Raw genomic sequence first — 14741 nt, forward strand, 5'->3', positions numbered from 1 at the left:
CACAGGTCGAACTGACCGTCGTTCGGCGGTGGTTGCACAGCACCGGCGGCAGCAGGAGTCCGGCGCCCGCGGGACGGTGCATCGGGGCGCCGGTGGCCACAGACGCACCAGCCGCCATTCCGCCGTCCGCCCGGCGCCGACCTTCACCGCCCGGGAACCGCGGGTGGCTCAGTCATCCCGCGCCCCGGCCTGCCCCGCCCGGCGCCCCGTCTTCCCCGGTTCAGAGCGTGTCCAGCGCCGCCGCGATGGAGGTGATCGTCTCCGGGCCGACGCGGCAGCAGCCGCCGATCAGCCGGGCGCCGCGGTCCCGCCAGGCCCTGACGCGCTCGGCGTCGAGCGTCGTGCGGCCCTTCCAGGAACGGGCCGCGGCGTCCCAGACCTCGCCGCTGTTGGGGTAGGCCACGACCGGCTTCCCGGTGACCCGCGCGGCGATCTCCACGGCGGGCGCCACGTCCTCGGGCGCACAGCAGTTGACGCCCACCGCGATCACCTCGTCCGCGTCGGCGGCCGGTGCGAAGGCCTCCTCCAGGGGCTGCCCGGCCCGGGTGCGCAGGCCGTCGACGGTGTACGACAGCCAGGCCGGCACCCCGAGTCCCCGCACCGCCCCGAGCAGCGCGGCGGCCTCGTCGGCGTCCGGGACGGTCTCCAGCGCCAGGACGTCCGGCGCGGCGGCGGCCAGCACCTCCAGCCGGGGCCGGTGGAAGCGCTCCAGCTCCGCCACGCTCAGCCCGTACCGGCCGCGGTACTCGGAGCCGTCCGCGAGCATCGCCCCGTACGGTCCGACCGACGCCGCCACCCACAGGGGCCGGCGGGCGCCCGCGTCCCGGGCCCGCCGGGCCGCCGTACGGGCCAGTTCCACGCTCAGCGCGAGCAGCCGCGCCGCCTCCGCACGGCCGATGCCACGCTTCCCGAAGCCCTCGAAGGTGGCCTGGTAGCTGGCGGTGATCGCCACGCTCGCGCCCGCCAGGAAGTAGGCGAGATGGGCCTCGGTGATCGCGTCCGGCCGCTCGGCGAGCAGCCGCGCGGACCACAGTTCGTCGCTCAGGTCGTGCCCGGCCGCCGCCAGCTGGTTGGACATGCCGCCGTCGAGCACGACGGTCCCGGCCGCGAGGGCGCCGGCGAGGTCGGGGGAGGGGGCGCTGCTGCTCATGCCACGACGCTAGTCCCACCGGGCCGCCGGAGGACCCCGCGGTCCAGCAGGCGGGCATCCCCGCGGCGTTCCGCATGACCTGCGGAAACAATCGCGCCGAAGATCTAGAGAGCGCTTGCCCCCGTGCGGTACGGTCCCGGGCAGCCGGTGCCCGAGGGCCGGGCGCGGTGGGACGAGCCCCCGGGGCGCCCCGACCGGAACCGGGGCGTCCCGGGCCACGCCGGGAAGGAACTGCCGTGATCCGACTGCCCGCCGACGACCGCGCCCCGAGCCCGTACACCGGCTACACCCGCGCCCACTGGGAGGCCGCCGCCGACGCCCTGCTCGCCGCCGTCGAGCCGTACGCCACCCCCGACCGCGCCCTCTACCACCTGCCCGGCGGCCGCGAGAGCCGGTCCGGACGCCTGTCGGACGGGCTGGAGGGCTACGCGCGCACGCTGCTGCTGGCCGCCTTCCGCCGGGACGAGAACACGCTCGGCCGGTACGCCGAGGGCCTCGCGGCCGGTCCCGGCGGTGTCTGGCCGCGGGTCGCGGACCGCAGCCAGCCCCTCGTCGAGGCCGCCTCCGTCGCCCTCGCCCTGCGGCTGACCCGGCCGCTGCTGTGGGACCGCTTGGACGACCGTGTGCGGGAGCGCGCGGCCGCATGGCTGGCGGACGCGCTCACCGCCGAACCCTGGCCGTGCAACTGGGAGTTGTTCCCGGTCACCGTGGGCGGGTTCCTCGCCGGGATCGGACACCGGGAGGAGGCGGCCCGCGAGGTGATCGACCGAGGACTGGAGCGGATCGAGGGCTGGTACGTCGGCGGCGGCTGGTACACCGACGGCGACGGGCGCAAGTTCGACCACTACAACGGCTGGGCCATGCACCTGTACCCGGTGCTCCACGCCTGGCTCGCGGACGACGGCGAACTGCTCTCCCGCTACGGGGAGCGGCTCTCCCGTCATCTCGCCGACCACGCCCGCCTGTTCGGCGGCGACGGCGCCCCCATGCACCAGGGCCGCTCCCTGACCTACCGGTTCGCGGCGACGGCCCCGCTCTGGCTCGGCGCGCTGACCGGGCACACCCCCCTGTCCCCGGGGGAGACCCGCCGGCTGGCCTCCGGCGCCCTCCGGTACTTCCTCGACGGCGGCGCGGTGGACGAACGGGGCCTGCTCTCCCTCGGCTGGCTCGGCCCCGACGAGGCGGTCCTGCAGGACTACTCGGGCCCGGCCTCCCCGTACTGGGCGAGCAAGGGCTTCCTCGGCCTGCTGCTGCCGCCCGGCCACGAGGTGTGGACCGCGACCGAGGAACCGGCCCCGGTCGAGCGCGCCGACGAGGTGCGGTCCCTGCCCGCCCCCAACTGGCTGCTGCAGTCGACCCGTTCGGACGGCCTGGTCCGGCTGCACAACCACGGCAGCGAGGACGTCCGCTACGACCCGTACTACACCCGGCTCGGCTACTCCACCGCCACCGTGCCCACGCCCTCGTACGACAACAGCGTGCTCGTCGGCGGCGACGCGAGCCGTACCCGGATCGAACCGCTCGGCACCGGCGAGGGCTGGATCGCCTCCCGGCACACCGTGCGCGACGGGATCACCGTGACCACCGCGGTGCTGGCCCGGGGCGCGGCCGAGGTACGGGCGCACCTGGTGGCCGGCGCGGCTCCCGGTACCCCGGTCAGGGTCACCGGCTGGGCCGTGGGGCAAGGCGGCCCGCGGGCCGAACTGCTGCCCGCCGTCGGTCTGGCCGATCCGGCCGGGGGTTCCCTCACCGGCACCACCGGGCCGGGCCCCACGCTGTTCGCCGCGCTGGCCCGGCTGACCGGCGAACCCGACCCGGCGCCGCTCGCGGACCTGGTGTCCGTGCGGGCGGACGGGCCCGGCGGGCTTGAGGTCCGCTGGAGCGGGGCGGGCACGGCACGGGTCCGGCTGACGGAGCGGGGCGCCGACGTCACCGTGCGGGAGTGAGGGGCCCGCTCTTCCGCCGCGGTCGTCCGGCCGGCTCCACCGGCGGGTCGGCACGGTTCGGCGGGCGCCGAACCGATCCGGGTGCAGCATGGCTGCATGACCGCAGAGCACCGTGCGGCGTCCTTCGCCGCACTCCACCGCCGTCCGGGGGAGCCGCTGCTGCTGCCCAACGCCTGGGACCACGCCTCGGCCGCCGCCCTGGCCGCCCGGGGGTTCCCCGCGATCGCCACGTCGAGCCTCGCGGTGGCGGCGGCCGCCGGCCTGCCCGACGGGGCGGCGGCGACCCGCGGGGACACCGTGCGGCTCGCCGGGACCCTCGGCCGGGGGCCCTGGCTCCTCTCGGTCGACGCCGAGGCCGGCTTCGGCGACGATCCCGGCGAAGTGGCTGAACTGGCAGCGGAGTTGTGGCTCGCGGGGGCGGTCGGCGTCAATCTGGAGGACGCCCTCGGACCGAGCGCGCGACACGCGGCGAAGATCGCCGCCGTCAAGGCCGCCGTACCCGGGATGTTCGTGAACGCGCGCACCGACACCCACTGGTCGGGCGACGGGGACGAGACGGACACCCTCCGGCGGCTCGACGCCTACCAGCAGGCGGGCGCCGACGGCGTGTTCGTGCCGGGGCTGACCGACCCGGCGCGGATCGCGGCCCTCGTCCGCCGGCTCGGCGTCCCCCTCAACATCCTGTACTCGCCCGCCGGATCCACCGTCCCCGAGCTGGCCGGCCTCGGCGTCGCCAGGATCAGCCTCGGCTCGCTGCCGTACCGGCGGGCGCTCGGCGCGGCGCTGGACGCGGTGGCGGACATCGCCGCCGGCCGCACCCCCGGAGGTACGACACCCTCCTACGACGAGGTGTGCGCACTGCGGAGCAACGCCTCGGTGAGCAGGTCGGCGAACTCCGCCGGGTGATCCAGCGTGCCGAGGTGCCCGCCGGGGAACTCCATGAACTCCCCGCCGAGCCGCCCGGCGAGGAACTCGGTGGTCCGGTGGAGCAGTTGGCCGCGCGAGCCCGAGCCGGCGGCGAGCGTGAGCCGCCCCGGGGGCGCGGTGGGGCCGGGCGTGTACCGGGTGAACGGATGCAGCACCCGAGCGAGGAAGACGCCCATCGGGGTCGCCGACTGGCCCTCGGCGGGCGGCCGTCCGGCTCCGTCGAGCTGGGCGATCAGCTCCGCCCGCCGCTCAGCCCCGTCCGGCAGCACGGTGACGCACGGCGGTTCGTGCGCGACCACGTGCGCCAGCCGCCGCGGGTGCCGGGCGAGCAGATCGAGGACCGCGATGCCGCCGGAACTGGTGCCGAACACGTAGGCGGACTCGCCCGGGGGCAGCACCGCCCGGAGCACCCGGTGGGCCCCCTCGCTCCAGTCCGCCACCCGCTGCTCGGCCACCGGCCGGCCGAGCCGGCCGTGGGCGAGCCCGAGCGGGTCGTACGTCACGACGGTGAACCGCGCGGCCAGCCGCTCGGTCAGCGGTCCGAGCCCCATCGGGTGCCCGGCCCCGCCCGGTACGAGCAGCAGCACGGGCCCGCTGCCCGTGACGTCGTAGTGGTCCTGGTCGTCGCCGTGCCGTGGCTCAGTCATCGCTCTTCCTCTCCCGGGGCCAGTGCCGAAGGGCCAGGTGCAGGGCGTCGATCGCCTTGTCCCAGGACGCCCGTACGTCCCGGTCCGCACCGAAACCGCCCGCGGCCTCCAGGGCGCAGTAGCCGTGGAAGGTGCTGCGCAGCAGGCGTACGGCGTCCGTCAGATCGGGCTCGTCCAGGCCGTAGCCACGCAGCATGCCGTAGGTGATCTCGGCGGTGCGGCGCAGGGCGGGGGAGCCGGCGATCAGTGCCTGGTCGATGCGGATCTGGGTGGCCGCGTACCGGCCCGGGTGCTCCAGCGCGTAAGCGCGGTAGGCGCCGGCGAAGGCGGCCAGCGCGTCCTTGCCCGCACGGCCGGCCACGGCCACCGCGATCCGGTCGACCAGCTCGCCGCCCGCGTGCAGCGCGAGCCGGGTGCGCAGGTCCTCCAGGCCCCGGACGTGCGAGTACAGGCTCGCGTCCTTCACGCCGAAGCGGCGGGCCAGCGCGGACAGCGTGACCTGCTCGAAGCCCGCCTCGTCGGCGAGTTCGGCGGCTGCCGCCACCAGCCGCTCGGGCGTGAGTCCCGCACGTGCCACGCGCCCACCTCCTTGGGTATCCAGGAGGAATCCTAGGGCTTCTAGGCAAACGTGGCACGCGCCTTTTCCGTGGGGGCGGTTGGGGCAGGCGCCCGTCGTCGCGGCGCGAGGTCAGAGGGCCGCTTCCTCCTCCGGGACGACGACCTTGTCGATCATCTGCTGGATCTGGTCGGACGGCAGCGCCACCGCCATGGCCCAGTAGTAGACGACGAGGCTGAAGGCCGCGGTGACGCCCATGTCCCACCACAGCGGGAACCACGGGTCCTTCAGCGGGCCGAAGTCGCTCAGGTAGACGATCAGGCCCATGCCGACGAGGTAGACGGGCAGCCACTGGGCGGCCCGCAGGTCCAGTTGCGGGGTGATGGGGTTCATCTTGAACACCCGGTTGGCCACCAGGATGACGTAGCCGATGAGGATCGCGACGCCGAGCTTCCAGTCGGTGGTCCACCCGGACCACAGGATCAGCAGGTTGGCGACGATGAACGCCAGCGGCGACATCCAGCCGCCGCCCGGCAGCCGATAGGGCCGGTGCGCCTGCGGCAGCCGGTTGCGGAACACGCCGAAGGACAGCGGGGCCCCGGCGTACATCAGCACGCTCGCGCTGGTGATCAGCCCCACGAGGGAGCGCCAGCTCGGGAACGGCAGGAAGCAGACACAGCCGACCACGAAGGCCGCGATCAGCCCGACCCAGGGGACCCCGCGCCGGTTGGTGGACTCGAACGCCGAGGGCACGTAGCCGTTCCGGCTGAGCCCGTACGACACCCGCGACGACCCCGTGATGTAGATCAGGCCCGTGCCCGCGGGCGAGACCACCGCGTCGAGATAGAGGACCGTGGCCAGCCAGCCCAGGCTGATCAGCGTGGCGACCTGTGCGAACGGCCCGCTCAGCGTGGTGAAGGCGGAGCTCGCCCAGTGGCTGCCGATCTGCGAGGCGGGCAGTGCGGCCAGGAAGACGACCTGGAGCAGGATGTAGATGACGATGCCGAGCACGATCGACCCGATCACCGCCCGCGGGATGTCCCGCTTGGGGTTGGCGCTCTCGCCGGCGAGCTGGTCGGCCTGCTCGAAGCCCAGCAGCGCGAAGATGATGCCGCTGGTGGAGACCGCGGACAGGATGCCCTTGGCGCCGTACGGGTTGAAGCCGTCGGCCGCGGTGAAGTTGGCCGTGTGGAACTGGGCGATGGCGAACACGAAGATCGTCAGCAGCGGGATGCCGACCTTCCACCAGGTCGCCGCGCTGTTGGTGCGGGCCAGCAGCCGGATGCTCAGGAAGTTGATCGCGGTGATGACCGCCATCAGGCCGACCGCGACGGCGATGCCGGGCGGGGTCAGGACGTGCTCGCCGCGCTCGACCTTCTCCCAGCCGCCCGCCCAGGAGTAGTGCTGGGCGTACGTGATCATCGCCAGCACCTCGATGGGTGCCACCGTCGCGGCCTGCAGCCAGGAGAACCAGCCGAACGAGGCGCCCGCGGCGCCGCCGAACGCGTAGTGCGGGAAGCGGGCGGTGCCGCCCGAGACCGGGTACATGCCGCCGAGTTCGGCGTGGACCAGCGCCAGGATGAGGATCGCGACCCCGCCGATGACCCACGAGATGACGGCCGCCGGGCCGGCCGCGGCCAGGGCGCCCTGCGCGCCGAACAGCCACCCCGATCCGATGATCGACCCCTCCGAGGCCCAGATGAGCCCGACGAAGCCGATCTCGCGCCTCAGCCCCGGCCGGCGGTTCTGCTGCGCGGGGATCTTCTCTTCCGAAAGGGCCATGACCCACACCCCCACAGGTCGGGTGATGTTTGTTCACATCTTCCCATGTCGGTGCAGACCCGCCAGTCCATGGGCGCATACGACTGATGGGGGGCGTGGCACCTGACGGCCGGTCGGGGGAGGGGCCGCCGGCCGGCCGTGCGGTCGTCAGGTCCGTGCCCGGCGACCGGCCTAGGCGCCCTCGGACTCGGAGAAGACGAACGAGAACTGGGCCGGCTCGGCCCGCAGCCGGTACCGGGGCAGCGGGCCCGGTCCGCAGGACTGGGAGCCGATGCCGTGCTGGCCGTGGTCGAGGTTGACCCAGACCGTCCCGCCAGGTACCAGGTCGCCGAGGTGCCTGGCGGCGTCCAGCTGTTCGGTGGTCCAGCGGCGGGCGGTCAGGAAGAACTCCGGATCGCCCTCGACGCGCAGGCCGCCCAGCTCCGCCCAGCGGACGTCGATACGGGCGCCGTTCTCCTGCGGACGCACGTACGGCGTCTGCAGCTCGTCCACGGTCGACTGCCAGCGGCCGGTCTCGGCCGCCGCCCTGGTGTCCGGGTACGCCTCACCGGGACCGCCGCCGAACCAGCGCACACGGTCGGCCGAGGACAGCCCGAAGCGGATGCCGAGCCGGGGCAGCGGCACCGTCCAGTCGCCCTCCGGCGTCACGGACACGGTCAGCCGCAGCCGCTCTCCGTCGGACGTCCAGCGGTACACCGTCGACAGACCCGTGTCCCGCGCGGCCGGTGCCACCCGGGTGCGGACGGTCAGGGCGTCCCCGCCGGACTCCACCGCGTCCAGGCGGTGCCGCATCCGGTGCAGGCCCAGCCGGCGCCACAACGGGCCGTGGCGCAGGTCGCTCTGCCAGGCGGCGCCGTCGTCGTTGTCGGTGGTGGCCCGCCACACGTCCAGCCGGGGACCGGTGACGGGGACCGCGCCGACCGCCGTCAGGGCACCGGTGCGCGCGTCGAAGGTGCCGGGCCCGAGCGTGATCGCGCCGTCCCCGGACAGCGGCCGGGCGGTCGCCGGGACGCGCGGGACGCGGCGCTCCGACGCCGGGAGCTGACCCCAGGCGACGACATGGCCCGCGGACGCCCAGGGGGTGTCCGCGGCGAGCGCCGCCCGGACCGTCCAGTGGGCCTCGCCGGCCGGCGCCCCCGGCGGCGGCGCGGGCAGCTTGACGTCGGCCGACTCGCCGGGCGCCAGCGCGGGCACCGCCAGCGGGCCGGACCCCACCGTCTCGCCGTCGACCCGGTACGACCAGGAGAAGGCGAGGGCCGACAGGTCGGTGACGTCGTACTTGTTGGTCACCCGGACCGTGCCGTCCGTGCCGTCGCCGGTGACGCCGACCGGTTCGATCACCTTCTTGTACTCGGCAAGACCGGGGGAGGGCCGGCGGTCCGGGAAGAGCAGGCCGTCGCAGACGAAGTTGCCGTCGTGCAGCTCCTCGCCGAAGTCGCCGCCGTAGGCGAAGCCCAGCTCCGGATGCGCGATGCCGTGGTCGATCCACTCCCAGACGAAGCCGCCCTGCAGCCGGTCGTACGACTCGAACAGCCGCTGGTAGTCGGCGAGTCCGCCGGGGCCGTTGCCCATGGCGTGGGCGTACTCGCACAGGAGGAAGGAGAGCCGGCGCCGCCTGCCGGGGCCGCCGTCCAGGCCGCGGCCGATCCGCTCGACCTCGGCGTGGTCCGCGTACATCCGGGAGTAGACGTCGGTGTCACGGCAGTTGGGGTCGCCCTCGTAGTGCAGGAGGCGCGAGGAGTCGCGGCCGCGGATCCACTGCGCCATGGCGGTCAGCCCCCGGCCGGTGCCGGCCTCGTTGCCGAGGGACCAGAACACGACCGACGGGTGGTTCTTGTCCCGCTCGACCATGCGGGCCGCGCGGTCCAGCAGGGCCGGGGTCCAGCGGTCGTCGTCGACCGGGTTGTCCCGCCAGCCCTGCTCGGTGAAGCCGTGGGTCTCCAGGTCGCACTCGTCCACGACCCACAGGCCCAGCTCGTCGCACAGGTCGAGGAAGGCCGGGTGCGGCGGGTAGTGGGAGGTGCGGACGGCGTTGACGTTGTGCCGCTTCATCAGCAGCACGTCCTCGCGCATGGTCGCCGGGTCCAGGGCGCGGCCCCGCTCCGGGTGCCACTCGTGCCGGTTGACGCCCTTGAGGAGGACGGCCCTGCCGTTGACCTTGACCAGGCCGTCCGCGAGCTCCACCGTGCGGAAGCCGATGCGCAGCGGCACCCGCTCGCCCCCGGTGGCGAGCACCCCGTCGTACAGCCGCGGCACCTCGGCCGACCAGGGCTCGACCGGCACCGTCACCGGCTCGCCGGTCGCGGTGTCGACGCCGAGCTCCGGCACGGTGACCCGGCCGGCCACGTCGGAGTCCACGCGCAGGGTGCCGGAGCCGGTCCGGTGGTCGTAGGAGGCGTGCACGAAGAAGTCCCGGACGCAGCCGGCCGGGCGGTGCAGCAGGGTGACGTCCCGGAAGATGCCGGGCAGCCACCACTGGTCCTGGTCCTCCAGGTAGGAGCCCGCGGACCACTGGTGGACCCGGACCGCCAGCACGTTGCCCGCCCTCCTCAGCAGCCGGCCGACCGCGAACTCGTGCGCCAGCCGTGAGCCCTTGAACTCGCCGAGCTCCGTGCCGTTCAGCCATACCCGGGCGCAGGACTCCACGCCGTCGAAGCGGAGCACGGCGTCGCCGCCGGCGGGCCAGTCCCCGGGCAGGTCGAAGGTGTGCAGGTGGTCGCCGGTCGGGTTCTCGGTCGGCACCCGCGGCGGGTCGACCGGGAACGGGTAGAGATGGTTGGTGTAGACGGGGGAGCCGTGCCCCTGGAGGACCCAGTGGCCGGGGACCGTGATCCTCGCCCAGTCGCCGGCGTCGTACCCCTCCTCGGCGAAGGAGTCGTCCTCGGCGTCGGCCGTACGCGACAGCCGGAACCGCCAGCTTCCGTTCAGGGAGAGCGACTTGGCGTCCGACGAGGTGTACCAGGCACGGGGCGGCAGTGCCCCGGAGCCCGGCGAGACGTCCTCGACGTAGTCGACGACGGTACGGGAGTGCACGGACATCGGTCTCCTTGCGCGGTCGTTCAGGACGCGGTCACCGCCGAGTCGGGCCGCCGCGGTCACGAACAGGGATCTGCTGCGGGGGTGAGGCACGTGCGTCCCTTCCGTAGCCGTCAAGGCGGTGCGGTACGGCTCCTCGCCGCGATGACGCGTCCGGTGCCGGTCCGCTGGCCGGCGGACCGCAGCGCGCCCTCCAGCGCGAACGTGGCCGCTCCGAGGGACACCGGGTCGGTGGGGATCGGGGAGAGGACGATCTCGGTCGCGGCCAGCGGCCGGCCCAGGGCGTGCCGGGCGACGGCGCGGCGCACCTCGTCGAGCAGCGGTTCGCCCAGGCGGGAGGCGACCCAGCTGCTGAGGACGACCACTTCGGGGTTGAGCAGGTTGATCAGGTCGGAGATGCCCGCGCCGAGGTAACGGGCCGTCTCCCGGACGACCTTGAGGGCGACCGGGTCGTCGTCGGCGGCCGCCCGGGCCAGCGCGTCGACGGTCGCCGTCTGGTCCCCGGGGTGCAACAGCGCGGAATCCGGGCTGAGTTCGCGCAGGTTCTGCATGATGCCGGGCGCGCCGACGTACGTCTCCACGCAGCCGTGGTTGCCGCAGTGGCAGAGCCTGCCGTCCAGGACCAGCGTGGTGTGCCCCCACTCGCCGGCGCTGTTGCTCACGCCCCGGTGCAGCCCGCCGCCGAGCGCCAGCCCGGCGCCCACCCCGGTGCCGAGGTTGACCACCACGGCGTCCCCGCGGCCCCGCGCGGCCCCGAACCACAGCTCGGCGACCGTGCACGCGCGCAGCGGGTTGTCCAGGTACAGCGGGTGGGCGATGTGCTCGGCGAGCAGGTCGAGCAGCGGGACGTGGTGCCAGTTGAGGTTGGGCGCGTACGCGGCGACGCCGGTGTCCCGGTCCACCTGGCCCGGCACGCTCACCCCGACGCCGAGAACCCGGTCCGCCCCGGCCCCGGCCCGCGCGACCACCGAGCCGACGGCGGCGGCCACGTGCCCGACCACCTGCCCGGGCCGGCTCTCGCCGGGACGCATCTCCTCCTCGGCGCGGGCCAGCACGTTCAGCGCCAGGTCGAACAGCTCGACATGGACGTAGGTCTCCGCGATGTCCACGCCGACCAGCGCGCCCCCGGACGCGTTGACGGCTACCAGGCCCCGGGGGCGGCCCCCGGCCGAGTCCTCGAAGCCGACCTCGGTGATCATCCTCAGGTCGAGGAGTTCGCCGACGAGGGTGGCGACCGTGGCGAGGCTCAGTCCGGTGGCGGCCGCCAGCTCCTGACGGGAGGTCGGGGACTCGGCGATGATCTGACGCAGCACCTCGTAGCGGTTCGCGGTGCGGATGTCACGTGACGTGCGCTTCACCCGGCTGCCCCTCCCGTCCCGGCCGGGGCGGCATGGGCACCGGCGCGGGCGTCAGGCTATGGGCTGGGAGCGGCTTTCGACAAGGGCTTAGGAAAGGGGCTGGAGGAAGTCCGGCGTCCTGTCCCGCCCGTCAGCCGCCGAGGAGGTCGCGGACGAAGGCGTTGGTGAACTTGCCCGCGGGGTCGAGGGAACGGGCCAGGGCACGGAAGTCGGCGAGGCGGTCGTAGCGCTCGCGCAGGACCGCCGACGGGACGCCGTACACCTTCCCCCAGTGCGGGCGCGGCGCGAAAGGTTCCAGCGCCTCCTCCAGCCGGCGCAGCACCGGCAGCACGGCCGCCTCGTCCCGTACCCAGGTGAAGTGCAGCGCGACCGAGTCCCGCGCGTGGGCCGGGCTGAGCCACTGCGCGTCCGCCGCGACCGTGCGCACCTCGCAGGTCTGCAGCACCCCGGCGACCGTCTCCCGCACGGCGTCGACCGCGTGCAGCGCCTCAACGGCCGCCGGGCGGGGCAGCAGGTACTCCGACTGGATCTCCTCCCCGCTGCTCGGTGTGAACTCCGCCCGGAAGTGCGGCAGCCGCTCGTGCCACGGGCCCGGGACGCCCAACTGCTCGGTGCAGTTGGCCGCGGGCATGCCCGGCACCGGGTGCAGCGGGCCGGCGGCGGGCTCGGCCCACGGGAAGTCCACCGCGGGCCGGTCGGTGCGCCGTTTGACCCACACCTGGCGAAAGCCCGGCCGCCGCCAGTCGGTGAACAGGCTCACGCTGTACCCGGCGGCCGCCACGGCGGCGAAGTCCAGTCCTTCGAGCGGGAGTTCGGTGAACACGTGCTGCGCCACCCCGAACGCCGGCTCCAGGTCGAGGGTGAGCGCGGTGACGACACCGAGCGCGCCGAGCGAGGTCACCGCGCCGTCGAAGCGCGCGTCGCCCCGGGCGATCGTCTCCGTCGAACCGTCCGCGACGACCAGCTCCACCTCCCGCACGGCGGCGGCCAGCGGGCCGTTGCCGACCCCGAACCGTGGGTGCCGGTCGCCACCGAGCCGGCCACCGAGATGTGCGGCAGCGAGGCCATGTTGGCCAGCGCGAGCCCGTGCCCGTGGACCGCCCGCGCGAGCTCGGCGTACCGGACCCCGCCCGACACCCGTACCGCACGGGCCGCCGTGTCGACCTCGATCACCGGCGGCAGGCCCGCCGTGGACAGCAGCACGCCGTCCGCGCCCGGATCCGCGATCCGGTTGAAGGAGTGGCCGCTGCCCAGCACCCGCACCCGCGGGGCGCCCGCCACCAGGGCCCTGAGCGCGTCGAGCGTGCCCGGGCGGTGGTACTCCTTCGCCGCGTAGGCGACGGTCCGCGCCCAGTTGGTGAGCGCCCCAGCGGTGTCGGCCGTCCCTGTCATCCGTGCGTCCCTCCGGGAGAGTGCGTGTCCGTTGACCCTCTCATTCGGCGCGGCCTACCGTGGAGAGCGGTTGCTGCCGTCGCGTCACCGAGCCGGAAGGCCACCTCCTTGCCCGAGCGTCCCCAGGCGCTTTTCGCCATGACTGCCCGGAATGTCCCGCACCTTTTCCCGCCGGAACTGCTCGCCCGGCTGCGCGCGTGCGTGGAAATCGATCCCACCCTGGTGGCGCACGACCTCACCGGACCCCGGGCGCGCGAGGCCCTGGCCCGCACCGAGGTCCTGATCACCGGCTGGGGCTGCCCCCGCCTGGACGCCGCCGCCCTGGACGCCGCGCCGCGCCTGCGCGCCGTGCTGCACGCGGCCGGCTCGGTCAAGGGCTTCGCCACCCCCGAGGTCTGGCGGCGCGGCATCGCCGTCTCCTCGGCGGCCGCCGCCAACGCGCTGCCCGTCGCCGAGTACACGCTGGCCATGATCCTGCTCGCCGGCAAGGACGCCCTCGCCTCCCGCGACCTGCTGCGCGCCCGCCGCGTCCACCCCTACGGCGACCTCGTCCCCGGCGTCGGCAACCACGGCCGCCGGGTGGGTGTCGTCGGCGCCTCCCGCGTCGGCCGCCGGCTGATCGAACTCCTGCGGCCCTTCGACCTCGCGGTCACGCTCGCCGACCCCTACGTCGACGCGGCGGGGGCGGCCCGGCTCGGCGTGCCCCTGCTGCCGCTGGACGAGCTGCTCGGCACCAGCGACATCGTCACCCTGCACGCCCCGCACACCGCCGAGACCCGGCATCTGATCGGGGCGCGCGAACTCGCCCTGATGCCCGACGGTTCCGTGCTCGTCAACACCGCGCGCGGCGCCCTGGTCGACCACGAGGCGCTGATCCGACAACTGCGCGCCGGGCGCCTGAAGGCCGTCCTGGACGTCACCGACCCCGAGCCGCTGCCCGCCGGCTCCCCCCTCCTCGACCTGCCGGGCGCCTTCGTCACCCCGCACCTCGCCGGCTCCCAGGGCAACGAACTGGCCCGCCTCGGCCGCACGGTCGTCGAGGAGGCCGAACGCCTCGCCTCCGGCGCCGGTCTCCTGCACGCCGTGGACCCCGCGGAGCTGGAGCGAGTGGCCTGAGAACGCCGTCGACTGCGGATTTCGTCGTTCGATCGACGTTTCGCAATGATATCCGCTTATGCGATGGCTGTTTCTTCGCGATATCGATACCGTTCCGGTCATGACCTCGCATCCGCTCCCCGCCCGGCTCCCGGTCACCGACCGCACCCGTCACCGCCGCCTGCGCGAGCAGGGGAGCGTGGAGCGTGCGGAGCTGGAGGCGATTCTCGACGCCGGGTTCGTCTGCCATCTCGGTGTCGTGGCCGAGGGGCGGCCGGTGGTCGTGCCCACGGTGTACGGGCGCGACGAGCAGTGGCTGTACCTGCACGGTTCCGTGGCCAGCCGCAGCCTCGCCGGGGACGCGCCCGTGTGCGTGACGGTCACGCACGTCGACGGTCTCGTGCTCGCCCGGTCCGTGTTCGAGCACGGCGTGAACTACCGCAGCGCGATGATCCACGGCACGCCCCGCAGGGTCACCGACCCGGAGGAGAAGCTGACGGGCCTGCGCCTGCTCACCGAGCACTCCGCGCCGGGGCAGTGGTCGTACGCCCGCCGCCCCGACCGCAGGGAACTGGCCGCCACCACCCTCCTCGCGCTGTCCCTGGAGGAGGCCTCCGTCAAGATCCGCACCGGCGCCCCGGACGACGGCGACGGCCCCGACGCCGCCCTCGGCCTGTGGGCCGGGGTGCTGCCGCTCGTCTCCGCCTGGGGCGAGCCCGAGCCGGACCCGGCGCTGGGCCCCGGCACCGCCGTACCGGAACACATCGGGCGCCGTGCGGGGACCCGGCACGGCTGAGCCCGTGGTGGGGGCATACGGTGAGAGGCGAACGCCTGAGCCGGGAGGAGACATAC

At 74.5% G+C, this 14741-nt stretch carries 10 protein-coding genes and 1 pseudogene; 4 read left to right on the top strand and 7 right to left on the bottom strand.

All coding sequences use genetic code 11. The features are described 5' to 3' along the window. Positions 1-220 precede the first annotated feature (220 nt). Complete coding sequence (gene mmuM, locus ACZ7FF_RS28735; protein ID WP_470815579.1) at positions 221-1150, bottom strand: homocysteine S-methyltransferase; 930 nt, start codon at positions 1148-1150, stop codon at positions 221-223. 239 nt (positions 1151-1389) lie between these two features. Between mmuM and ACZ7FF_RS28740 the strand changes: the two genes are divergently transcribed. Together ACZ7FF_RS28740 and ACZ7FF_RS28745 are read left to right on the top strand one after the other, a co-directional pair. Beyond that, positions 1390-3096: a DUF2264 domain-containing protein gene (locus tag ACZ7FF_RS28740; protein WP_470815892.1), complete on the top strand. Its 1707-nt coding sequence runs from the start codon at positions 1390-1392 to the stop codon at positions 3094-3096. A gap of 96 nt (positions 3097-3192) precedes the next feature. Then, positions 3193-4002, top strand: a complete 810-nt coding sequence (locus ACZ7FF_RS28745) for an isocitrate lyase/PEP mutase family protein (protein WP_470815581.1) — start codon at positions 3193-3195, stop codon at positions 4000-4002. Here ACZ7FF_RS28745 and ACZ7FF_RS28750 read toward each other — a convergent pair. The 6 genes and pseudogenes from ACZ7FF_RS28750 to ACZ7FF_RS28775 all read right to left on the bottom strand — a co-directional run bounded on the left by ACZ7FF_RS28750 (position 3936) and on the right by ACZ7FF_RS28775 (position 12794). Continuing rightward, positions 3936-4670, bottom strand: a complete 735-nt coding sequence (locus tag ACZ7FF_RS28750; RefSeq protein ID WP_470815583.1) for an alpha/beta fold hydrolase — start codon at positions 4668-4670, stop codon at positions 3936-3938. The genes ACZ7FF_RS28745 and ACZ7FF_RS28750 overlap by 67 nt on opposite strands. Next, on the bottom strand, positions 4663-5247 hold the full coding sequence (locus ACZ7FF_RS28755; protein WP_470815584.1) for a TetR/AcrR family transcriptional regulator: 585 nt from the start codon (positions 5245-5247) through the stop codon (positions 4663-4665). The genes ACZ7FF_RS28750 and ACZ7FF_RS28755 overlap by 8 nt, the downstream gene beginning before the upstream one ends. 111 nt (positions 5248-5358) lie before the next feature. Beyond that, positions 5359-7008: an APC family permease gene (locus tag ACZ7FF_RS28760; RefSeq protein WP_470815586.1), complete on the bottom strand. Its 1650-nt coding sequence runs from the start codon at positions 7006-7008 to the stop codon at positions 5359-5361. Between the two features lie 171 nt (positions 7009-7179). After that, entirely contained in the window at positions 7180-10047 is a 2868-nt protein-coding gene (locus tag ACZ7FF_RS28765) for a glycoside hydrolase family 2 TIM barrel-domain containing protein (RefSeq protein WP_470815587.1), read from the bottom strand. Positions 10048-10157: 110 nt separating this feature from the next. Further along, entirely contained in the window at positions 10158-11402 is a 1245-nt protein-coding gene (locus tag ACZ7FF_RS28770) for an ROK family transcriptional regulator (protein ID WP_470815589.1), read from the bottom strand. A gap of 130 nt (positions 11403-11532) precedes the next feature. Next, positions 11533-12794: pseudogene (locus ACZ7FF_RS28775) on the bottom strand (FAD-binding protein). Between the two features lie 108 nt (positions 12795-12902). On the opposite strand from ACZ7FF_RS28775, the gene ACZ7FF_RS28780 reads away from it, so the two are divergent. Together ACZ7FF_RS28780 and ACZ7FF_RS28785 are read left to right on the top strand one after the other, a co-directional pair. Then, positions 12903-13910, top strand: a complete 1008-nt coding sequence (locus ACZ7FF_RS28780) for a hydroxyacid dehydrogenase (protein ID WP_470815591.1) — start codon at positions 12903-12905, stop codon at positions 13908-13910. A gap of 100 nt (positions 13911-14010) precedes the next feature. Next, a complete protein-coding gene (locus ACZ7FF_RS28785; RefSeq protein ID WP_470815593.1) occupies positions 14011-14685 on the top strand; it encodes a pyridoxamine 5'-phosphate oxidase family protein in 675 nt (224 codons plus the stop codon). Positions 14686-14741: the final 56 nt, after the last annotated feature.

Source organism: Streptomyces sp. NPDC037126 (assembly GCF_055605965.1).